This is a genomic window from Streptomyces sp. NPDC029041, from assembly GCF_040637515.1.
GTDB lineage: Bacteria > Actinomycetota > Actinomycetes > Streptomycetales > Streptomycetaceae > Streptomyces.
In genome coordinates this window covers 161892-183775 of record NZ_JBEZWO010000003.1, presented here as the reverse complement: position 1 = coordinate 183775, position 21884 = coordinate 161892, and the positions used below count along the sequence as shown (strand labels likewise).

Annotated in this window: 17 protein-coding genes; 14 read left to right on the top strand and 3 right to left on the bottom strand. The window is 70.5% G+C overall.

The window, feature by feature from the left end:
* Positions 1-48: 48 nt before the first annotated feature.
* From AB0F04_RS08090 to AB0F04_RS08050, 9 genes are all read left to right on the top strand, one after another.
* Positions 49-3003 carry a M14 family zinc carboxypeptidase gene (locus tag AB0F04_RS08090; protein ID WP_362039020.1) on the top strand — a complete coding sequence of 985 codons (2955 nt, stop codon included), beginning with the start codon at positions 49-51 and terminating at the stop codon, positions 3001-3003.
* Between the two features lie 227 nt (positions 3004-3230).
* Positions 3231-4238 carry a type I glyceraldehyde-3-phosphate dehydrogenase gene (gene gap, locus AB0F04_RS08085; RefSeq protein ID WP_362039019.1) on the top strand — a complete coding sequence of 336 codons (1008 nt, stop codon included), beginning with the start codon at positions 3231-3233 and terminating at the stop codon, positions 4236-4238.
* Positions 4239-4382: 144 nt separating this feature from the next.
* On the top strand, positions 4383-5594 hold the full coding sequence (locus AB0F04_RS08080) for a phosphoglycerate kinase (protein WP_362039017.1): 1212 nt from the start codon (positions 4383-4385) through the stop codon (positions 5592-5594).
* Positions 5595-5600: 6 nt separating this feature from the next.
* Complete coding sequence (gene tpiA, locus AB0F04_RS08075; RefSeq protein ID WP_362039016.1) at positions 5601-6377, top strand: triose-phosphate isomerase; 777 nt, start codon at positions 5601-5603, stop codon at positions 6375-6377.
* A 94-nt stretch (positions 6378-6471) separates the two neighbouring features.
* A complete protein-coding gene (gene secG, locus AB0F04_RS08070) occupies positions 6472-6708 on the top strand; it encodes a preprotein translocase subunit SecG (protein WP_094052663.1) in 237 nt (78 codons plus the stop codon).
* Positions 6709-6916: 208 nt separating this feature from the next.
* Positions 6917-7252, top strand: a complete 336-nt coding sequence (locus AB0F04_RS08065; protein WP_362039014.1) for an RNA polymerase-binding protein RbpA — start codon at positions 6917-6919, stop codon at positions 7250-7252.
* A gap of 123 nt (positions 7253-7375) precedes the next feature.
* Positions 7376-8644 (top strand): MFS transporter, encoded by a 1269-nt coding sequence (locus tag AB0F04_RS08060; RefSeq protein WP_362039012.1) that lies wholly within the window; start codon positions 7376-7378, stop codon positions 8642-8644.
* A 69-nt stretch (positions 8645-8713) separates the two neighbouring features.
* Complete coding sequence (gene pgi, locus AB0F04_RS08055; protein ID WP_362039011.1) at positions 8714-10366, top strand: glucose-6-phosphate isomerase; 1653 nt, start codon at positions 8714-8716, stop codon at positions 10364-10366.
* Between the two features lie 92 nt (positions 10367-10458).
* A complete protein-coding gene (locus AB0F04_RS08050) occupies positions 10459-11385 on the top strand; it encodes a hypothetical protein (protein ID WP_362039009.1) in 927 nt (308 codons plus the stop codon).
* A gap of 19 nt (positions 11386-11404) precedes the next feature.
* On the opposite strand, the gene AB0F04_RS08045 is transcribed toward AB0F04_RS08050, so the two are convergent.
* From AB0F04_RS08045 to AB0F04_RS08035, 3 genes are read right to left on the bottom strand one after another with little or no spacing between them, the layout of a single operon-like run.
* Positions 11405-13687, bottom strand: a complete 2283-nt coding sequence (locus tag AB0F04_RS08045) for an FtsX-like permease family protein (RefSeq protein ID WP_362039007.1) — start codon at positions 13685-13687, stop codon at positions 11405-11407.
* 39 nt (positions 13688-13726) lie between these two features.
* Positions 13727-14485 (bottom strand): ABC transporter ATP-binding protein, encoded by a 759-nt coding sequence (locus tag AB0F04_RS08040; protein ID WP_362039005.1) that lies wholly within the window; start codon positions 14483-14485, stop codon positions 13727-13729.
* Positions 14482-14997: a PadR family transcriptional regulator gene (locus AB0F04_RS08035; protein ID WP_362039003.1), complete on the bottom strand. Its 516-nt coding sequence runs from the start codon at positions 14995-14997 to the stop codon at positions 14482-14484. Before AB0F04_RS08035 ends, AB0F04_RS08040 begins: the two co-directional genes overlap by 4 nt.
* 122 nt (positions 14998-15119) lie before the next feature.
* On the opposite strand from AB0F04_RS08035, the gene AB0F04_RS08030 reads away from it, so the two are divergent.
* From AB0F04_RS08030 to AB0F04_RS08010, 5 genes are all read left to right on the top strand, one after another.
* Positions 15120-16391 (top strand): ABC transporter substrate-binding protein, encoded by a 1272-nt coding sequence (locus tag AB0F04_RS08030; protein ID WP_362039002.1) that lies wholly within the window; start codon positions 15120-15122, stop codon positions 16389-16391.
* A 153-nt stretch (positions 16392-16544) separates the two neighbouring features.
* Complete coding sequence (locus tag AB0F04_RS08025) at positions 16545-18203, top strand: glycoside hydrolase family 13 protein (RefSeq protein WP_362039000.1); 1659 nt, start codon at positions 16545-16547, stop codon at positions 18201-18203.
* 65 nt (positions 18204-18268) lie between these two features.
* A complete protein-coding gene (locus AB0F04_RS08020) occupies positions 18269-19594 on the top strand; it encodes an ABC transporter substrate-binding protein (protein ID WP_362039787.1) in 1326 nt (441 codons plus the stop codon).
* Positions 19595-19600: 6 nt separating this feature from the next.
* On the top strand, positions 19601-20962 hold the full coding sequence (locus AB0F04_RS08015; protein ID WP_362038998.1) for a sugar ABC transporter permease: 1362 nt from the start codon (positions 19601-19603) through the stop codon (positions 20960-20962).
* Positions 20959-21798, top strand: coding sequence for a carbohydrate ABC transporter permease (locus AB0F04_RS08010; RefSeq protein WP_362038995.1), 840 nt, complete (start codon positions 20959-20961; stop codon positions 21796-21798). The genes AB0F04_RS08015 and AB0F04_RS08010 overlap by 4 nt, the downstream gene beginning before the upstream one ends.
* Positions 21799-21884 lie beyond the last annotated feature (86 nt).

Genomic DNA, 21884 nt, shown 5'->3' with positions numbered 1-21884 from the left:
AGCCTGGCATCTGTTCGCTGCTGTGGCGGACCCACGCTAGGGGGGTTCATGAGACGAAGAGCGAGATCGATCCTCGCTGTCGGCGCGCTCCTGATCGGCGGAGCGAGCTTCGCACCCATCGCCCAAGCACAACCGGTACGTCAGAGCTCGTCCGACCCGGACGAGGTCAAGGTGTTCCGCGCCGAGGTCACCCAGAAGCAGGTACCCCTGCTGCTGGCCGCCGGCCAGGACGGCCACGAACTGAGCGAGCGGGTGCCCGAGAAGGGCACCGCGACCGTCGAGGCCTATCTGACGGACCGGCAGGCCGAGAAGCTGGAGAAGCAGGGCGTCGACCTCACCGAGCACAAGGTCTCCGCCCGCGCCGCGGACCGCGTCGAGGACGCCGCCGAGGGCGTGTTCCGCCCGTACAGCGGCAAGGGCGGCCTGCGGGAGGAACTCCTGCGCACCGCCCAGGAGAACCCGGCCCTCACCAAGGTCGTCTCCATCGGCAAGACGATCAAGGGCCAGGACATCCTCGCGCTGAAGCTCACCAAGGGCGCGAAGAAGACGAAGGACGGCTCCAAGCCCTCGGTCCTCTACATGTCCAACCAGCACGCGCGCGAGTGGATCACGCCGGAGATGACCCGGCGTCTGATGCACCACTACCTGGACAACTACAAGAAGGACCGGCGCGTCAAGAAGATCGTCGACTCCACCGAACTGTGGTTCCTGCTGTCGGCCAACCCCGACGGCTACGACTACACCTTCGCGGACCCGGCCAACCGCCAGTGGCGCAAGAACCTGCGGGACGTCAACGGCGACGGAGCCATCACCACCGGCGACGGCGTCGACCTCAACCGCAACTTCGCCTACAAGTGGGGTTACGACGACGAGGGCTCGTCCCCCAACCCCACCAGCCAGACCTACCGCGGGGCGGGCCCGAACTCCGAGCCGGAGACCAAGGCCCTGGACGCCTTCCAGAAGCGGATCGGCTTCACCTACGGCATCAACTACCACTCCGCCGCCGAACTCATCCTCTATGGAGTCGGCTGGCAGGTGGCCACGCACACTCCGGACGACGTCGTGTACGAGGCGCTCGCCGGCACGCCCGGCAACTCCGCGGTCCCCGGATACCACCCGCAGCTCTCCTCCGAGCTGTACACCACCAACGGTGAAGCGGACGGCCACGCGGCCAACGTCAACAGCCTGGCGATGTTCACCCCCGAGATGTCGACCTGTCAGACGGTCTCGGACCTGGACCCGAACGACGAGTGGAAGGCCTCCGACTGCCAGTCGGTCTTCACCTTCCCGGACGACGAGAAGCTGATCCAGCAGGAGTACGCCAAGAACGTCCCGTTCGCGCTCTCCGTCGCCGAGTCCGCCGCACACCCCGACCGGCCGTCCTCGTCGGTCGGCCTGAGCGCCGCCGACTTCACCCCGGCCGCGTTCACCACCTCGTACTCCCGCGGCGCCGACCAGGAGGTCTCCGTCGTCGTACGGAAGTCTGTGCGCGACAAGGAGCTCAAGTACCGCGTCAACGGCGGCCGCACGTGGGACATGGCGCTGAGGCCCTGGGAGGGCGGCGAGACCTACGGCGGTGAGGACAACCTCTACTTCGACGAGTACCGGGCGAAGGTCAAGGACGGCGAGCCGGGCGACAAGGTCGAGGTGTGGTTCACCGGTGAGGCGAAGAACGGCAAGAAGCTCTCCAGCGAGCGCTTCACCTACACCGTCGCCGAGCGGCCCCGGGCGAACACCCTCGTGATCGCCGAGGAGGGTGCGACCGCCACGCAGGCACAGACGTACGTGGACGCGCTCAAGGCGAGCGGCCGCAAGGCCGTCGTCTGGGATGTGGCCCGGCAAGGGGCTCCGGACGCCCTGGGCGTCCTGAGCCACTTCGGCACCGTCGTCCACTACACGGGAGCGAGCGTCCCGGGCAACGCCACCCAGCTCCAGCTGCGGGCCTACCTCAACGAGGGGGGCCGGCTGATCGAGGCCGGTGAGCAGGCAGGCGGCAACGTCGACCTGGGCGGCGGCGCGCTGTCGAACGACTTCAGCCAGTACTACCTGGGCGCCTACACCCGCACCGCCACCGCCGGGGCCACCGGCTTCACCGGCTCCGGCGACCTGAGCGGCGTCTCCGGCCCGCTGGGCGCCGCCCCCGGCAACCCGCTGGACAAGGCCGGCACCTACGGCGTCACCTCCGACGAACTGCGCCCCGACACGTTCCCCCAGTTCGCGAGCAAGGGCGCCGGGCGGTTCGCCGGCGCGGCGAGCCCCTACGGCCCGTACGCGGGCTCGTCGATGGCCGCCGCCGTCCACACCGACGACGCCTACAAGCGCCTCACCCGCACCGTGGACCTCACCGGTGTCACCGGGGGCGACAAGCCCACCCTGCGTACCCAGCTGCTCTGGGACACCGAGCCCGGCTACGACCACGCCATCGTCGAGGCCCGCACCGCGGGCGCCGACGACTGGACGACCCTTCCCGAGGCGGGCGGCGCGACCAGGACCGTCGTGCCGACCGAGTGCGAGGGCGGGTTCTACGTCAACGAGCACCCCTGGCTGAAGCACTACCTGACCGTGGCGGCCGACGGCTGCACCGCGACCGGCACCACCGGCACGTGGAACAGCCTCACCGGCGCCTCCAACGGCTGGCAGCAGGTGAACTTCGACCTGAGCGCCTACGCCGGCAAGACGGTCGAGCTCTCCCTCGGCTACGTCACCGACCCGGGCAGCGGTGGTCGCGGCGTCCTCGCCGACGACGCCTCGCTCGTGGTCGGCGGCACGGCGAAGGAGACCGAGGGCTTCGAGACCTCGCTCGGGGCCTGGAAGGTGGCCGGACCGCCCCCGGGCAGCCCGGCCGTCCTCAAGGACTGGGCCCGCACCGGCGCCCTGTTCCAGACGTACGGCGCGGTCACCACGGACGACACCGTGCTGCTGGGCTTCGGCCTGGAGCACCTCACCACGGCGGCCGACCGGACGGCGCTGATGAGGAAGGCACTCGCTTCCCTCGACGGGTGAGTTCCCTGGTCAACGGGGAACCCGTGAGGGAGCGAAATCGAGTGATCTTGCTCGCGGCGGTGGGCGGTCCGTACCCCTACTGGCGGGTACGGACCGCCCTGCCGTGTATGAGGCATCTGGATGTCACCAGCGGCCCTCCAGGGAGGTAGGGTCGTAGGCGGTCGGGGACATCCCAAACAGAGCTCGCCGGCACTTCATGGCCGGCGTACCAACGAGGAGATCGGTTCGTGACGATCCGCGTAGGCATCAACGGCTTCGGCCGCATCGGTCGTAACTACTTCCGCGCGCTCCTGGAGCAGGGTGCAGACATCGAGATCGTGGCTGTCAACGACCTGGGTGACACCGCGACCACCGCCCACCTGCTGAAGTACGACACGATCCTGGGCCGCCTCAAGCAGGAGGTCACCCACACCGCCGACACGATCACGGTCGACGGCAAGACGATCAAGGTCCTGGCCGAGCGCAACCCCGCCGACATCCCGTGGGGCGAGCTGGGCGTCGACATCGTCATCGAGTCGACCGGCATCTTCACCAAGAAGGCCGACGCCGAGAAGCACATCGCCGGTGGCGCGAAGAAGGTCCTCATCTCGGCTCCGGCCAAGGACGAGGACGTCACCATCGTGATGGGCGTCAACCAGGACAAGTACGACGCGGCGAACCACCACGTCATCTCCAACGCCTCCTGCACCACCAACTGTGTGGCGCCGATGGCGAAGGTCCTCGACGAGAACTTCGGCATCGTCAAGGGCCTGATGACGACGGTGCACGCGTACACCAACGACCAGCGCATCCTGGACTTCCCGCACAAGGACCTGCGTCGCGCGCGTGCCGCCGCCGAGAACATCATCCCGACCACCACGGGCGCCGCCAAGGCCACCGCGCTGGTCCTGCCGCAGCTCAAGGGCAAGCTGGACGGCATCGCGATGCGCGTCCCGGTCCCGACCGGCTCGGTCACCGACCTGGTCCTGGAGCTCGGGCGCGAGGTCACCAAGGAAGAGGTCAACGCCGCCTTCCAGAAGGCTGCGGAGGGCGAGCTCAAGGGCATCCTCGAGTACACCGAGGACCCGATCGTCTCCTCCGACATCGTGAACGCCCCGGCGTCCTGCACCTTCGACTCCTCCCTGACCATGGTCCAGGAGGGCAAGAACGTGAAGGTCATCGGCTGGTACGACAACGAGTGGGGCTACTCCAACCGTCTCGTCGACCTCACGGTCTTCGTCGGTAACCAGCTCTGATCGAATAGTCAGGCACCACGGTGTGAGAGCAGGGCTCGGGCAGCGCGCGGTCGCGCTGCCCGAGCCCTGACGCACGTACAGATCAGAGCTGTTCGATCACGAGCGCTTACGAGCGATCACGAGCTCTTTCAGGAGTCCCCTTTTATGAAGACGATCGACGAACTCCTCTCCGAGGCAGTGGCGGGCAAGCGGGTCTTCGTCCGCGCCGACCTGAACGTGCCCCTGGACGGCACGCGCATCACCGACGACGGCCGCATCCGCGCCGTGCTGCCCACGGTCAAGGCCCTCGCCGACGCCGGCGCCCGGGTCGTCGTCGCCTCCCACCTGGGCCGCCCCAAGGGCGCCCCGGACCCGGCCTTCTCCCTCGCCCCGGCCGCAGCGCGCCTCGGTGAGCTCCTCGGGTCGGACGTGGCCTTCGCGACCGACACGGTCGGCGAGTCCGCCCAGGCCACGGTCGCCGGCCTGGCCGACGGCCGGGTGGCGGTCGTCGAGAATCTGCGCTTCAACGCCGGTGAGACGAGCAAGGACGACGCCGAGCGCGGCGCCTTCGCCGACCAGCTCGCCGCACTCGCCGACCTCTACGTCGGCGACGGCTTCGGAGCGGTGCACCGCAAGCACGCCTCCGTCTTCGACCTCCCGGCCCGCCTGCCGCACTACGCCGGCCACCTCATCGCCACCGAGGTCGGCGTCCTGAAGAAGCTCACCGACGACGTCAAGCGCCCCTACGCCGTCGTCCTGGGCGGCGCCAAGGTGTCCGACAAGCTCGCCGTCATCGACCAGCTGCTCGGCAAGGCCGACCGCCTGCTCATCGGCGGCGGCATGGTCTTCACCTTCCTCAAGGCCAAGGGCCACGAGATCGGCTCGTCCCTGGTCCAGGAGGACCAGCTCCCGGTCGTCCGGGAGTACATCGAGCGCGCCGAGAAGAGCGGCGTCGAGCTGGTCCTGCCCGTGGACGTCGTGGTCGCGCCGGAGTTCCCGGACCTCAAGACCAAGGCCCCGGGCCGGCCCAGCACGGTCGCCGCGGACGCGATGCCGGCCGGCCAGATGGGCCTGGACATCGGCCCCGAGTCCCGCAAGCTCTACGCCTCGAAGATCACCGACGCCGCCACCGTCTTCTGGAACGGCCCCATGGGCGTCTTCGAGCACCCCGATTTCGCCGAGGGCACCAAGGCCGTCGCCCAGGCACTCCTCGACTCGAAGGCCTTCACCGTGGTCGGCGGTGGCGACTCCGCCGCCGCCGTCCGCATCCTGGGCTTCGACGAGAACGCATTCGGCCACATCTCGACCGGTGGCGGCGCCTCCCTCGAATACCTCGAGGGCAAGACGCTCCCCGGCCTCGCCGCACTGGAGGACTGACCCCATATGAGCACGCGCACGCCGCTGATGGCGGGCAACTGGAAGATGAACCTCAACCACCTCGAGGCCATCGCGCACGTCCAGAAGCTCGCCTTCGCCCTGGCCGACAAGGACTACGAGGCCGTCGAGGTCGCCGTCCTGCCCCCCTTCACCGACCTGCGCTCGGTGCAGACCCTGGTCGACGGCGACAAGCTCAAGATCAAGTACGGTGCCCAGGACATCTCGGCGCACGACGGCGGTGCCTTCACCGGCGAGATCTCCGGCCCCATGCTGGCCAAGCTGAAGTGCACGTACGTCGCCATCGGCCACAGCGAGCGCCGCCAGTACCACGCAGAGACCGACGAGCTGGTGAACGCCAAGGTCAAGGCCGCGTACAAGCACGGTCTGACCCCGATCCTGTGCGTCGGCGAGGAGCTGGAGGTCCGTGAGGCGGGCAACCACGTCTCCCACACCCTCGCCCAGGTCGAGGGCGGCCTGAAGGACCTCCCCGCGGAGCAGGCCGAGACCGTCGTGATCGCCTACGAGCCCGTGTGGGCCATCGGCACCGGCAAGGTCTGCGGCGCCGAGGACGCCCAGGAGGTCTGCGCGGCGATCCGCGGCAAGATCGCCGAGCTGTACTCGCAGGACCTGGCCGACAAGGTCCGCATCCAGTACGGCGGCTCGGTCAAGGCCGGCAACGTCGCGGAGATCATGGCCCAGGCCGACATCGACGGTGCCCTGGTCGGCGGCGCCTCGCTGGACGCCGACGAGTTCGTCAAGATCGTGCGCTTCCGCGACCAGTGAGTATGCGGTAGCGGCGATCCGTCGTACCCTTGCGGGGTCCAGCGCTGTGCTGGGCCCCGCGTCGTCATCCGAATCCGAGGAAGTTGGTCCAGCCGTGGTTTTGGGGTTCTCGATCGCCCTGATCGTCTTCAGCCTGCTGCTGATGCTGCTGGTGCTGATGCACAAGGGGAAGGGCGGCGGCCTCTCCGACATGTTCGGTGGCGGCATGCAGTCCTCCGTCGGCGGCTCCTCGGTCGCCGAGCGCAACCTCGACCGGATCACCGTCGTGATCGGTCTGCTGTGGTTCGCGTGCATCGTCGTGCTCGGCATCCTGATGAAGGTGAACAACTGACCGAGCCGCAAGCCGCACGGAACTCGTACGTAGAGCCCCATGTTCGGTACGCGCAGCTGAGCGCGGCCTATCATGGGGCTTGCGTCCAGGTGTGAGGGTTGTAACTCCAATCACTGGACGCGCGTTGGGCCTTACGTAGACTGAGGCGCTCGCGGCGAAGCGGAACGCCGACTCGCTTCGCGGCACCATCACGCAGGGAGTTACGACCGTGGCAAGTGGCAACGCGATCCGGGGAAGCCGGGTCGGGGCGGGGCCGATGGGCGAGGCCGAGCGCGGCGAGTCCGCGCCGCGGCTGCGCATCTCCTTCTGGTGCTCCAACGGACACGAGACCCAGCCGAGCTTCGCCAGCGACGCGCAGGTGCCCTACACCTGGGACTGTCCCCGCTGCGGCTTCCCGGCGGGCCAGGACCGGGACAACCCGCCGGACCCGCCGCGCACCGAGCCCTACAAGACCCACCTGGCGTATGTGCGGGAGCGGCGCAGCGACGCGGACGGCGAGGCCATCCTCGCGGAGGCGCTCGCCAAACTGCGGGGCGAGATCTAGACGTCGAGACCGGCCGGGCACCAGCGGGTGCCCGGCCGGAACTGCCTCTCCGACTTCACCGCAGCCTGATTGTCAGTGGTGCCCTCTACGGTTTGTGCATCGGACGAACCATGAGGGGGAGCGGTGGCGACGGTCGAGGCTGGGGGAGTACGCGCCCCCGCGTGGCGCGGTGGCTTCGGGCGGCTGTGGGGGGCCGCCGTGCTGTCCAGCTTTGGCGACGCGCTGCGCACGGCCGCACTGCCCCTGCTGGCCGTCACCCTGACCGACGATCCGCTGCTCATCGCGTCCGTCACGGCGTGCGGTTATCTGCCCTGGATCGTCTTCGGCCTGCTCGGCGGGGCCGTCGCCGACCGAGTCGACCAACGGCGGGCCATGTGGACGGTGGAGACCCTGCGCGGGCTGCTGGTGGCCGTCTTCGCGCTGGCCGTCGCGCTCGGACATGCCTCGATCGGCCTGCTCATCGCGCTGGCCGTCGCGCTCACCACCCTCCAGACCCTCTTCGACAACGCTGCCACGGCGCTGTTGCCCGCCCTGGTCGACCGGGAGGCGCTGGGCAGCGCCAACGCCCGGCTGATGACCGGTCAGCGCATCGCCGGAGGCCTGCTCGGCGGCCCCGTCGTGCCCCTGCTGCTGGCGGCCGGGACCGCCGCGCCCTTCGCGGCCGACGCCGTGACCTTCCTCGTGGCCGCGGCGCTGATCGCCTCCCTGCCGGCCGCCGGACCCGACCGCGAGCCGAGACCCGCGGGCAGCACCCTGCGCCGGGACATCGCCGAGGGCCTGCGCACCCTGTGGCGGGACCGGGCCCTGCGCGCCCTGTGCACCGCCACGGGACTGTGCAACATCGGCATGGGCACCATGCTCGCCCTGCTGGTCGTCCTCGTCACCGACTGGCTGCGGGCCGGCCCCGCGGGATACGCGGCGGCGGGCACCGCCTTCACCCTGGGCAGCCTGGCCGGGGGAGTGGTGAACGGACGGCTGGTGGCACGGCTCGGCCGACTGCGGTCGGTGCTCCTCGCCGGCTCGGTGCAGACCGCCCTCCTCGTCGTCATGGGCACCGTGCGCAGCCTGACCGTACTGGTGGGCGCGCTGGCCGTGTTCGGGCTCCTGGGCATGGTGTGGAACGTCAACACGACGACGCTCATGCAGGAGCGCAGTCCCGCAGGGCTCCTGGGCCGGGTCAGCTCGGCCTTCCGGACCCTGGCCTTCGCCGGAGTTCCCCTCGGTGCCCTGCTGGGCGGAGCCGTCGCCGCCGCCTGGGGGCCCAGCACCCCGCCCCTGCTCACAGCCGCCTTCTTCGTTCTCGCCGTCATCGCGCTGATACCCGTGCGCACGGTGAACGTATCCGTTGCCGAGCCGGGGGACGGCGCCACGACAGCCGACGCCACGCGCTGATCAACTAGGTTGGGACCGGCAGCGGGGCAAGGTACGCAGGCAGGACAGGAAAGAAGGCTGAAGTCCGAGATGAACGCAGACGGCCGTACCAGACTCAATCAGATGCCCGAGTGGACGGCACTGGCCAAGCACCGCGAGGAGCTCGGCGACGTCCGGTTGCGCGAGCTGTTCGCCGCCGACGCCGGCCGCGGCACCGGGTACACCCTCCGGGTCGGCGACCTGTACGTCGACTACTCCAAGCACCTCGTCACCGACGACACCCTGCGCCTGCTGCGCGAACTGGCCGCCGCCACCGACGTCTTCGGGCTGCGCGACGCCATGTTCCGCGGCGAGAGGATCAACACCACCGAGAACCGGGCCGTGCTGCACACCGCGCTGCGCGCCCCGCGGGACGCGGTGATCGAGGTCGACGGCGAGAACGTGGTGCCCGAGGTGCACGCGGTGCTCGACAAGATGGCGGACTTCGCCGACCGGGTGCGGTCGGGCGAGTGGACCGGCCACACCGGCAAGCGGATCCGGAACATCGTCAACGTCGGCATCGGCGGCTCCGACCTCGGCCCCGCCATGGCCTACGAGGTGCTGCGCGCCTTCACGGACCGCTCGCTGACGGTGCGTTTCGTGTCCAACGTGGACGGCGCCGACCTGCACGAGGCGGTCCGGGACCTGGACCCGGAACAGACGCTGTTCGTCATCGCCTCCAAGACCTTCACCACCATCGAGACGGTCACCAACGCCACCTCCGCACGCACCTGGCTGCTGGACGCGCTCGGTGACGACGCCGCCGTCGCCAAGCACTTCGTGGCGCTGTCGACGAACGCCGATAAGGTCGCCGAGTTCGGTATCGACACGGCCAACATGTTCGAGTTCTGGGACTGGGTCGGAGGCCGCTACTCGTACGACTCGGCGATCGGCCTCGCCCTCATGATCGCCATCGGCCCGGACCGCTTCCGGGAGATGCTCGACGGGTTCCGCATCGTCGACGAGCACTTCCGGACCGCGCCCGCCGAGTCCAACGTGCCTCTGCTGCTGGGCCTGCTGGGCATCTGGTACGGCAACTTCCACGACGCCCAGTCGCACGCGGTGCTGCCCTACAGCCACTACCTGTCCAGGTTCACCGCCTACCTCCAGCAGCTCGACATGGAGTCCAACGGCAAGTACGTCGGCCGGGACGGGCGTGAGGTCGGATGGCAGACGGGTCCGGTCGTGTGGGGCACGCCGGGCACCAACGGGCAGCACGCCTACTACCAGCTCATCCACCAGGGCACGAAGCTGATCCCCGCGGACTTCATCGGTTTCGCCCGGCCCGTCGCGGAACTGAGCGAGCAACTGAAGGCGCAGCACGACCTGCTGATGGCCAACTTCTTCGCCCAGACGCAGGCGCTCGCCTTCGGCAAGACCCCCGAGGAGGTGCGGGCCGAGGGGGTGCCGGAGGAACTGGTGCCGCACAAGACGTTCAAGGGCGACCACCCGACGACCACGGTCCTCGCGCCCGAGCTGACGCCCTCCGTGCTCGGCCAGTTGGTCGCCCTCTACGAGCACAAGGTGTTCGTGCAGGGCGCCGTCTGGAACATCGACTCCTTCGACCAGTGGGGCGTGGAGCTGGGCAAGGTCCTCGCCAAGCGCGTCGAGCCCGCGCTGACCGGGGACGCCGGGGTCGAGGGCCTGGACGCCTCCACACAGGCGCTGGTCGCCACGTACCGGGAGCTGCGCGGCCGGCGGTGACCGCCGCCGCACGGGAAGCGGGCGGCAGCGCCCCGTCCGCTTCCCGTAGACTCCCGAGCGATCATCACGGCGAGTGCTCGGGGGAGCGCGAAGTGGCACGCACACGCGGCAGTTGGACGGGCGGCACCCTGACGGCGGGGTCCCTGCTGAAACCCCATGACGTGGCCCGGGCGGTGTTCCACCCCGCGTGGATCCCGCAGTCGCTCGACCCGTCCGTGGAGCGCCTGAAGCGGTTCCGCGTCGTCGCCGGGGCGGTCGCCTCGCTCGGTGTCTACACCTTCGTCGAGGGCGGCTTCGACCTCACGGAGCTGCTGGAGAACGCGATGACGGCCTCGGTCGTCCTGCTCTTCCTCACCCCGCTCACCGTCGGGGCGATGCTGTGGGTGTGGCGGCGTGGCGGCACGGTACGGCAGTTGCGGACGCCGCTGTTCAGGTCCCTCGCGCTGCTCGTGCTGTTCGTCGGCTGCGTGGCCGCCGTGCTGCTGCTGGTGCGGACGGTGAACGCGTCCGCGAACGTCGCCGGGATCATCGGGTTCGGCATGCTGATGCTCTGGCTGCTCGCCTTCACGGCCTCCGGAGCGGTACGGGTCTCGGGCAACTTCTTCGGCACGGCCGCCGTCCACCGCTGCCTGCCGCCGCTGCTCGCCCTGGTGACCAGTTGGCTGGTGGCCGTCCCGGACCTGGTGACCGGTGATCTGCACGGGCTCAGCCTCACCCTGGGCATCGTCTTCATCCTGGGCGCGCCCGTGACGGTCACCGCCATCGCGCTGCTGGAGATGCGGCGGCTGAAGCGCCGGTACGGAATCCGGCTGAACGCCCATCCGGCGACACACCCGCCCGTGTCCGGGCCGGTCCCGTCGATGCCACCGGCGGGCTCGCCCCACGTGCCGCCGCAGGCAAACCCGTACGGGCATCCCTACGCGCCGAGCGGGCAGCACCCGTACGCCGCGCACCCGCAACACCCCTACACCCCGCACCCCCAGCCGCCGTACCCCCCGCAGCACCCGTACGGAGGCTGACTCGGGGGCGGTAACGGCGTCAGGCGACCGCGCTCAGCGTGTCCGCGAGGCGCCGTCGGGCCGCGCGGGCCGCGGGGAGGGCCGCCAGGGCGGCGGCGCAGAGCACGGCCGCCGTCCCGAGCAGCACCATCAGGATCGCCGACGGGCTCTGGGCGATCCCGGAGCCGATGCCGCTGGACCGGCCCTGTGCGTCGATCAGCCACCGGGCCAGGGGCAGGCCCAGGGCGATGGCGGCGAGGACGGCCGCCAGGGCCGTGAGGCCGGTGGCCGTGACGGTGATCGCCGTGATCTGCCGGGGGGACAGGCCGATGGCCTTCAGGGCCAGCAGGTCCCGTTCGCTCTCCCGGACGGTGCCGCCGATCGCGGTCAGCAGTTCGATGAGCCCGATGAGGGCGAGGACGGCGATCAGCCAGGCGACGACCGCGCGCAACGGGGACAGTCCGTCCGCCGGGTTCGCCACCCTGTGCACGTCCAGATGGCCGCGCCCCGCGGCGGCGAGCCGGTCGGCGACCTGCTGCGGGTCGGCCCCGGGGTCCAGGCGGAGCTCGTAGAGGGTCGGCCGGAGCCCCGGGTTGTTCTCGCGGAGGGTGTCGAGGGACGTGGAGATGACCCGGCCGGCGTTGTCCGGCTCGATGCTGCGGCCCACGATGTGCAGGATCTGCGGCTGGTCGCCGACGGTCATCCGGACCCAGGCGCCCACGCGCACGTCCAGCAGGTCGAGCAGGCCCTGCCCGGCCACGGCCTCGTCGGTGCCGCGGGCCGGACGGCCCTCGGCGAGGGTGTAGGGGTAGGGGTCCTGCCGGGTGCCGAGGCCGCGCAGGGCGATGGTCGCGGTCTGGCTCGGACCCAGGGCGGTCGTCTCCACACCCGGGTAGGCGGCGGTCACCTCCGGGTCGCTCTCCAGGAGCGAGCGGGCCTGCCGTTCGCCCATCCCGGCGTCGGCGCGGACGCTGAGCGTGGTGGGCAGGCCGATCCGCTCGGGCTCGCTGTGGAAGCGGTCGAGGGTGGTCCAGGCGCTCACCGCCACGACGATCAGCAGCAGGGGCAGCGTGAGCCGGGCGACCGTGGCCAGGGACCGGGGGCGGCGCGTGAACGCCCGGTGCCACCCGAGCACCAGCGCGGGCGGAACCCGCACACCGAGGGCCCGCCGCGCCACCCCCGACAGCCGTCCCCCCTGCGTCGCGGCTGATCTCGGCACCGGCACCGGCGGCACGCGCCCGGCCCGCCAGGCGGCCAGCCCGGTGGTCGCGCCGATGAACAGCACCGCACCCACCGGCACCACGAGCAGCGCAGCGGTGTGGCCGGGCAGCCCCTGCCACACGCCGACCGCGTCCCCGAGCCGCCCGGGGATCCGGCTGCCCAGGGCCTCGGCGAGGGCGGCGGCGGCCAGGGCGCCCAGCAGGGCGTAGGCGAGGTGCTGGAGCAGGAAGATGCGGACCACCTGGCCGGGAGTGAAGCCGATGGCCTTCAGGACGGAGAGGTCGCGCAGGTGCCCGCGGATGCGCGTGCCGATCGCCCCGTGCACGGCGAGTCCGGCCGCGACCAGCGCACCCAGCCCGAACAGCCCCAGCACCTGGCCGAGCAGCCGGTTGTCGCCCTGTGCCTCGGCCCGCGCCTGCTGCCAGGTGGAGACCTCGCCGATCGCCCCGGAGCCCAGCACCGTCACCGCGCGCTGGACGATGTAGGACGTGTCGCCCGGGTCCGTCAGCCGCAGCCCGATCACCTGGCCGCCGGGGTCCGGCACGGCCGACGGCAGTGCCCACACCAGACCCGGCTGCTCACCGGGCCGGTAGCGCGGCTCGGCGCTGTCGGCGAGTCCCACGACGGTCAGCTCGCGGGCGGTGCCGGGCACGTCGAGGGTGTCGCCGGGCCCGGCCAGCAGGGCACGGGCCAGGCGGCTCTCCAGAACCACGCCGTTGGGATGCGACGGGTCCAGCCAGTGCCCGGAGACCAGTGGTGGGCGGCCGTCGGAGGACCCTTCCGGCATGCCGCGCAGTTCGACGGCGGCACGGCTGCCCCGCGCGGAGACGGTGGTGGCGGCGCTGGGATAGGGACCGACGAGGGATTCCACGCCGTCGAGACCGGCCAGCTTCCCGGTGTCGGCCGCCGTGTCGGTGTGCAGCCACACATGCGCGCCGTGCGACTGCGTGAAGACGCGCTGCCAGGGGTTGGTGGCGTATCCGAACAGGGCCGTGGCCAGCAGCAGGGAGGCGACGATGCCGGCGGTGGCGAGGACGAGGAACAGTGCCTCGCCGCGGTGCGTGCGCAGATCGGAGTGGGCCCAGCGCAGGGTGGCTCGCATCCGGGTCAGCCCTTCCGGGGGTCGTCGTGCACCCGCATGTCAGTCCTTCAGCTCCAGCACACCGGATATACCGGACCGGCGCGGCGGGGTGGTGCCGCCGTCGAGTGCCGCGTCGTCGGCGATCCTGCCGTCGAAGAAGCTGATGACCCGGTCCGCGGCGCTCGCCAGCCGGGCGTCATGGGTGACCAGCACGATCGTCTGGCCGCGCTGGTGGAAGCGGGACAGCAGCCGCATCACCTCGCGGGTGCCCTTGCTGTCGAGGCTGCCCGCGGGTTCGTCGGCCAGCAGCAGCGGCGGGTGGTTGACCAGGGCCCGGGCCAGGGCGACGCGCTGCTGCTCACCGCCGGACAGCTCGCCGGGCATGCTGCGCTCCTTGCCCGTCAGGCCCAGCTCGGCCAGCAGCGCCTCCCGCTCGGCGCGCGCCTGCTTCGGCGGGGTCCCGGCGAGCAGGGCGGGCAGCTCCACGTTGTCGGCGACGGACAGGTTCGAGACGAGGTTGAAGAACTGGAAGACGATGCCGATGCGCTTCCTGCGCTCCACCGCCCAGCGCGCCTCGCCGTAGGTGTCGGTGGACTCGCCGTCGAGCCAGATGCGGCCCGCGTCCGGCCGCTGGAGTCCGCCGAGCAGATGCAGCAGCGTCGACTTGCCCGCGCCGGACGGGCCGGTGATCGCCACGAACTCGCCCTGCCGTACGCACAGGTCGACCCCGCGCACGGCGTGGGCCGGGGCACCTTCGCCGTGGTGGGTCTTCACCAGCCCCTCGGCGCGCAGCACAGGAGCGGGACGGTCGTCGCTCACTCCAGCTCCTCCAGCTCTTCCTGGCACCGCTCCAGCCAGTCGAGGTCGGCCTGCAGGTGCAGCATCGCGCCCTCGATCAGCAGATGGGCGATGCGGTTGTCGCGGTTTTCGGCGGCGGCCAGCTTCGACAGCTGCCGCATGGTGTTCAGGTATTGGCGCCGCTGCTGGTTGATCAGGGTGATCTGCTCGGCGAGACCGGTCTGCGGAGCGAGCGCCAGCTTCATGAAGAACTCGTCGCGCACCCGCGGCTCGTCCTCGGGCTCCTCGAACCAGGCGCGCAGCTCCTCCCGCCCGGCGTCGGTGAGGTGGTAGACCTTTTTGTTGGGCCGGCTGGACTGCGCCACGTCCTCGCCCTCGATCAGTCCCGACTTCTCGAGGCGGCCGAGGGTCACATAGATCTGGCCGACGTTCGGCTGAGGGTACGCGGAGCCCAGCAGTTGCTCAAGGTCCTGCTTGAGCTCGTAGCCGTGGGCGGGCCCGCGGGCGAGGAGGGCCAGGAGGGGCAGGCGCACGCGTGCAGTCCTCCTGTCCGGTCCAATGTGCTCCAGGCCCTAGTATCGCCCATACCTAACAGGTATACATGGCCTCTGATTCCGGGCAAGGGTGCCCAGCGCCGGTGTACAGGGAGGAACCTATGCGGTGGATCCATGCCGCGGGTAGGGGCCTCCTCGTTCTCGTCGTGGTCCTGACAGGCTACGTCGCCGCCGGAGCGCAGGCGGGCGAGCCCTCCGAGGACGGGCGCGGGCCCCTCACGCTGGCCACCGCGGGGGACCTCACCGGCTATCTCGGCCCCCTGCTGGAGGGCTGGAATCGCACCCACCCCGGCGAGAAGGTGACCCTCGTCGAGCTGCCGGACTCGGCCGACGAGACCCAGGCGCAGATGATCACCGACCTGCGCGACGGCGACCGCAGCCGGTTCGACGTGCTCAACATCGACGTCAACTGGACCCCGGAGTTCGCCGCGGCGGGCTGGATCAGGCCACTGCCCCGGGACCGCTTCCCCCTGAAGACCTTCCTCCAGCCGGTCGTGGACACGGCGACCTACGACGGGCAGCTCTACGCCGTCCCGTACGTGACCAACGCCGGCCTGCTGCTGTACCGCAAGGACGTCCTCGCGAAGGAGGGCGTCGATCCGCCGCGCACCTGGGCGGAGCTGGAGCGATACGCCAAGACCATCGCTCCGAAGCACGGCCTCGACGGTTACGCCGGGCAGTTCCTGCCCTACGAGGGCCTCACCGTGAACGCGGCCGAGGCCGTCTACTCGGCGGGCGGATCGATCCTCGGCGACGAGGGCGAGCGCGTCACCGTCGACTCCTCGGCGGCCCGCGAGGGCATCGGGTTCCTGGCGCGCGGAGTGCGCGAGGGCTGGATCCCGAAGGAAGCGCTGACGTACAAGGAGGAGGAGTCCAAGCAGGCCTTCCAGGACGGCCGGCTGCTCTTCCTGCGGAACTGGCCCTACGCCTACGTCGGTGCCTCCGCCCCCGGTTCGAAGGTCGCCGGGAAGGTCGGTGCCGTTCCCCTGCCCGGACCCGACGGACCGGGGACCAGCGTCCTGGGCGGCTCCAACCTGGCCGTCAGCGCACTTGCCCGCCACCCCGACTCGGCGGCCCGCCTGATCGCGTACCTCACCAGTGAGGGCGTCCAGCGGCAGGTTCTCACGCGCGGTGCGCTGCCGCCCGTGCGCGCGGATCTCTACCGGGATCCCGAGCTCATCCGCAGGTTCCCCTACCTGCCGACCCTGCGGACGAGCGTCCTGGCGGCCGAGCCGCGCCCCAAGAGCCCGCGCTACGGCCAGGTGAGCCTGGTGGTGCAGGCGGTCGTGCACGACGCGATGGCGGGGCACCAGACGCCCGCCGCGGCGGTGCGACGACTGGCGCGCGAGCTCGCCGTCATCTCGCGCGGCTAGCGCTTTCCACGACCCGTCCTACTTACTTGTTAGGTAACGCGGGCATCTCATCTCCCTGACCCTTGCCCCGCTATGCCCGTATTTGGGCACCCCGGGCATGCGATACCTGCTGACTTTTCATTGACACCCTCTCGACACGCCTACTTAACATGCATGCATAACCGCTGCCCTCCTCAGAGACAGGTCGATGGGTTGAACAGGCACCACTGGTGGCGTGACGCAGTGATCTATCAGGTGTACGTCCGCAGCTTCCTCGACAGCACCGGCGACGGCATCGGCGACCTCGCCGGCGTCCGGGCCGGACTGCCGTACCTCAAGAAGCTCGGCGTCGACGGGATCTGGCTGAGCCCCTTCTATCCCTCGCCGCAGCACGACCACGGCTACGACGTGGCCGACTACTGCGACGTCGACCCGCTCTTCGGCGACCTCGACGAGTTCGACCAGTTGGTCGGGGCCGCCCGGCGGCTGGGCATCAAGGTGCTGCTGGACATCGTCCCGAACCACTGCTCCAGCGAGCACCCCTGGTTCCGCGAGGCGCTCGCCACTCCCGCCGGCAGTCCGGCCCGGGCCCGCTTCCACTTCGCCGACGGCCGCGGCCCGGACGGCGCCGAGCCGCCCAACAACTGGCACGCCATGTTCGGCGGCCCGGCGTGGAGCCGGGTCACCGAGCCGGACGGGACGCCCGGCCAGTGGTACCTGCACATGTTCACGCCCGAGCAGCCCGACTGGAACTGGCGCGACCAGGAGGTCGCCGCCGAGTTCGACCGGGTGCTGCGTTTCTGGCTCGACCGGGGCGTCGACGGCTTCCGCATCGACGTCGCCGCCGGCCTCTACAAGCACCCCGAGCTGCCCGACTCCGACGACCCGGAGGCCGACGCCCGCACCCGCGACTCGGTCAACCCGCTCGCCTGGAACCAGCCGGAGGTGCACGACGTGTGGCGCCGCTGGCGCTCCATATGCGAGGAGTACACCGAGCGCGACGGCTGCGAACGCCTCCTCGTCGGCGAGGTCTCCGTCCCGACCGCCCGCGAGCACGCCCAGTACGTCCGCTCCGACGAGCTGCACCAGGCCTTCTTCTTCGACCTGCTCAGCGCCTCCTGGGACGCCGACGCCTTCCAGAAGGTCATCTCCGAGGCCATGCAGGACATCGCGGGCACCGGCTCGACGGTCACCTGGGTCCTCAACAACCACGACCAGGTCCGCACCGTCACCCGCTACGGCGAACCCGCCACCGAGGGCAGCGGCCTCGGCGCCGCCCGCGCCCGCGCCGCCGCGTTGCTGATGCTGGCGCTGCCCGGAGCCGCCTACATCTACCAGGGCGAGGAGCTCGGCCTGCCGGAGGTCGTCGACCTGCCCGACGACGTGCTCACCGACCCGATCTTCCGCCGCACCGGCAGCCGCGCCCGCATCCGCGACGGCTGCCGGGTGCCCCTGCCCTGGTCGGGCCAGGCCTCACCGTTCGGCTTCACGCCCGGTGTGGAGAGCGCCAAGCCGTGGCTGCCGCAGCCGGAGTACTTCGCCCAGTACGCCACCGACCGCGCCCTCGCCGACACCCGCTCCTTCTGGCACCTGTACCGCGACGGCCTCCAACTGCGCTCCGCACTGCCCCAGTTGGGCGAGGGCACGCTGCGCTGGCTCGACGCCCCGCCCGGCGTGCTGGCCTTCGAACGCGGCGACGACCTGGTCTGCGCCGTCAACTTCGGCACGGCCCCCACCCCCGCGCCGGTCCCCGGCACCCCCCTTCTCGCCAGCGGCCCCTGCCCGTCCGGAGTGCTCTCCGGCTCGACGGCCGCCTGGTGGATCCGTTCCTGACGACCCACGAGAGCCCGCCCGCAAGCGAACGCCCCGCAAGTCAACCTCCCGAAGGGACATCGATGATGATGCGACGACGCACCACCCTCCTCACCGGCTGCACCGCCCTCGCCCTGGCGCTCGGCGCGACCGCCTGCGGCGGCGGACCCGTCTCGGCCGGCGGCGGCGACAAGGCCCTCGGCGGCCAGTCGGTCACCGTGGCCGGCGTCTGGTCCGGCACCGAGCAGAAGAACTTCCAGAAGGTGCTCGACGCCTTCACCGAGAAGACCGGCGCCAAGACCCAGTTCGTCTCCACCGGCGACAACGTCTCCACCGTCGTCGGCAGCAAGATCGAGGGCGGCAACGCCCCCGACGTGGTGATGGTCCCGCAGGTCGGCGTGCTCAAGCAGTTCGCGCAGAAGGGCTGGCTCAAGCCGCTGTCGAAGAAGACCGAGCAGGCCGTCGACGCCGGATACGCCCCCGTGTGGAAGAAGTACGGCAGCGTCGACGGCACCCTCTACGGCCTCTACTTCAAGGCCGCCCACAAGTCGACCGTCTGGTACAGCCCCGACGCCCTCGAACAGGCCGGCGTGAAGCCCCCGAAGTCCTACGACGAGATGCTCAAGGCCGGACAGACCGTGTCCGACTCCGGCCTCGCCGCGTTCTCCGTCGCCGGGCAGGACGGCTGGACCCTCACCGACTGGTTCGAGAACGTCTACCTCTCCCAGGCCGGCCCCGAGAAGTACGACGCCCTCGCCGCACACAAGCTGAAGTGGACGGACGCGTCCGTCGTCGACGCCCTCACCACGCTCGGCAAGCTCTTCAAGGACAAGCAGCTCATCGCGGGCGGCCAGAAGGGCGCACTGAACACCGACTTCCCCGGCTCCGTGGAGAAGGTGTTCGGCCCCGAGCCCGAGGCCGGCATGGTCTACGAGGGCGACTTCGTCGCCGGTGTCGCCAAGGACCAGTTCGGCAAGAAGGTCGGCCAGGACGCGAACTTCTTCCCGTTCCCGGCGGTCGGCGGCGGCGAGGCACCGGTCGTCAGCGGCGGCGACGCCGCCGTCGTCCTCAAGGACGGCAAGAACCAGAAGGCCGCCCAGGCGTTCCTGGAGTACCTGGCCACCCCCGAGGCCTCGGCCGTGTGGGCGGAGGCGGGCGGCTTCCTCTCCCCGAACAAGAAGCTCGACGTCGCGAAGTACGGCGACGACGTCACCCGTGCCACCGCCGAGTCCCTCGTCCAGGCCGGCGACTCGGTCCGCTTCGACATGTCCGACCAGGCCCCGGCCGCGTTCGGCGGCACCAAGGGCACCGGCGAATGGAAGCTGCTGCAGGACTTCCTGCGCGACCCGTCCGACCCGAAGGGCACCGCGGCGAAGCTGGAGGCCGCGGCGGCCAAGGCGTACCAGGACTGATACGCCGTGACAGCCACCCTCGTGAAAGAGACGAGTTCACCACCTCCCGGCCAGGTCGCAGACCGCACCCGGCGACTGCGCCGGCGCGGGAAGATCATCGCCCTGCTGTTCGTGCTGCCCGCGCTGCTGCTGCTCGGCGCGCTCGTCGTCTACCCGGTGCTGTTCAGCATCGGCCGCAGCTTCTTCGACGCCTCGGGGACGAGCTTCGTCGGCGGCGACAACTACGCCGAGATGTTCCGGGACCCGGCGACCCTCAAGGCCGTCCGCAACACGGCCATCTGGGTCGTCATCGCCCCGGCCCTGCTCACCGGTCTCGGTCTGATCCTCGCGGTGCTGGTGGAGAAGGTCCGCTGGGCCACGGCCTTCAAGCTGCTCCTCTTCATGCCGATGGCCGTCTCCTTCCTCGCCGCCGGCATCATCTTCCGGCTCGCCTACGACGAGGACCCCGACAAGGGAGTGCTCAACGCCGCGGTCGTCTCCGTCCACGACGCCTTCAAGGGGGAGTCCTCCTACCCCACGGCCCGGGCCCGTGACGCCCAGGGCCTGACGAAGGACAAGGACGGCTCCTACCGCACGAGCACCAGCGTGGCGCCCGGGGACGCGGTGGCGCTGGGTCTGGTCGGCGTACAGCCCGACGACCTGCCGGGCGGAGCCGAGCCGGCCTACGCGGCGGCGGCACGCAAGGCCGCCGCCGACGAACTGCGCGGAGTCGTCTACCTCGACTTCACGCCCGGCGGCGGAGGGGAACAGGGCAAGGTCGACCGGCGGGAGAGCGGGCTGCCGGAGATGAAGGTCGAGGCGGTCCGCGACGGCGAGACGATCGCCACGACCACCACGGCCGCCGACGGTTCCTTCCGCTTCGAAAGCCTCGCATCCGGCTCCTACGAGGTCAGACTTCCGTCGTCGAACTTCGCCCAGCCCTACGACGGCGTCTCCTGGCTCGGGCCGGCGCTGGTCACCCCGGCGATCATCGGCGCCTACCTGTGGATCTGGACCGGCTTCGCCATGGTGCTGATCGGGGCGGGCCTGTCGACACTGCCCCGGGACGCCCTGGAGGCGGCGCGGATGGACGGCGCGAACGAGTGGCAGATCTTCCGGCGGATCACGGTGCCGCTGCTGGCACCGGTGCTCTCGGTCGTGTTCATCACCCTCGTCATCAACGTGATGAAGGTCTTCGACCTCGTCTACATCATCGCGCCCGGCCCCGTGCAGGAGGACGCGACCGTGCTCGCGACGCAGATGTGGCTGGTGTCGTTCGGCGGCGGCAACAACCAGGGACTCGGCAGCGCCCTCGGCGTGCTGCTCCTGCTGCTGGTCGTCCCGGCCATGGTGTTCAACGTCCACCGCTTCCGAAGGAGTCAGCGATGAACGCGGTTCGGCGCGGACTGGGCAACGGCCTCGTCCAGGCCTTCCTCGTCCTGGTCGGCCTGGTGTGGATGACGCCGCTGGCCGGACTGTTCCTGTCCTCGCTGCGGTCCGCGGAGGACACGGCCAAGGGCGGCTGGTGGACGGTGTTCTCCAGCCCCGGGCAGCTGTCCTTCGACAACTACGGGTCGCTGCTGGGGAACGCCGGGATCACCCAGGCGTTCTGGAACACGGTGCTGATATCGGTGCCCACGACGGTCCTGGTCGTGGTGATCGCGGCCCTCGCGGGCTACGCCTTCGCGTGGCTGGACTTCCCCGGGCGGGAGACGATCTTCCTGGTCGTGGTCGCGCTGCTGGTGGTGCCGGTGCAGATCGGACTGCTGCCGGTCGCCAAACTGTTCGGGCAGCTGGGCCTGTTCGGCACGATCCCCGGTGTCGTCCTCTTCCACGTGGCCTACGGCCTGCCGTTCGCGGTGTTCCTGCTCCGCAACTACTTCGCCGAGATGCCGAAGGAGATGCTGGAGGCGGCTCGCATGGACGGGGGCAGCGAGTGGCGCATCTTCACGCGGCTGGTCCTGCCCGTGGGGCGGCCGGCGATCGCCTCGCTCGCCATCTTCCAGTTCCTGTGGGTCTGGAACGACATGCTGGTGGCGCTGCTGTTCGCGGACAGCACGTCACAGCCGCTGACCGTGGAACTCCAGTCGCAGATACGCCAGTTCGGAAGCAACATCGATGTTCTGGCGCCGGGGGCGTTCGTGTCGCTGGTCGTCCCCGTCGTCGTGTTCTTCGCGTTCCAGAGGCACTTTGTGCAGGGCGTGATGGCGGGCTCGGTCAAGTAGCCGCTGTACCAGGGGGCCCCACCCCTGGGCCTCCGCCTGTGCCCACCCACCACCCGAAGGCAGTTTCGGGTGGCGGGTGGGCGCAG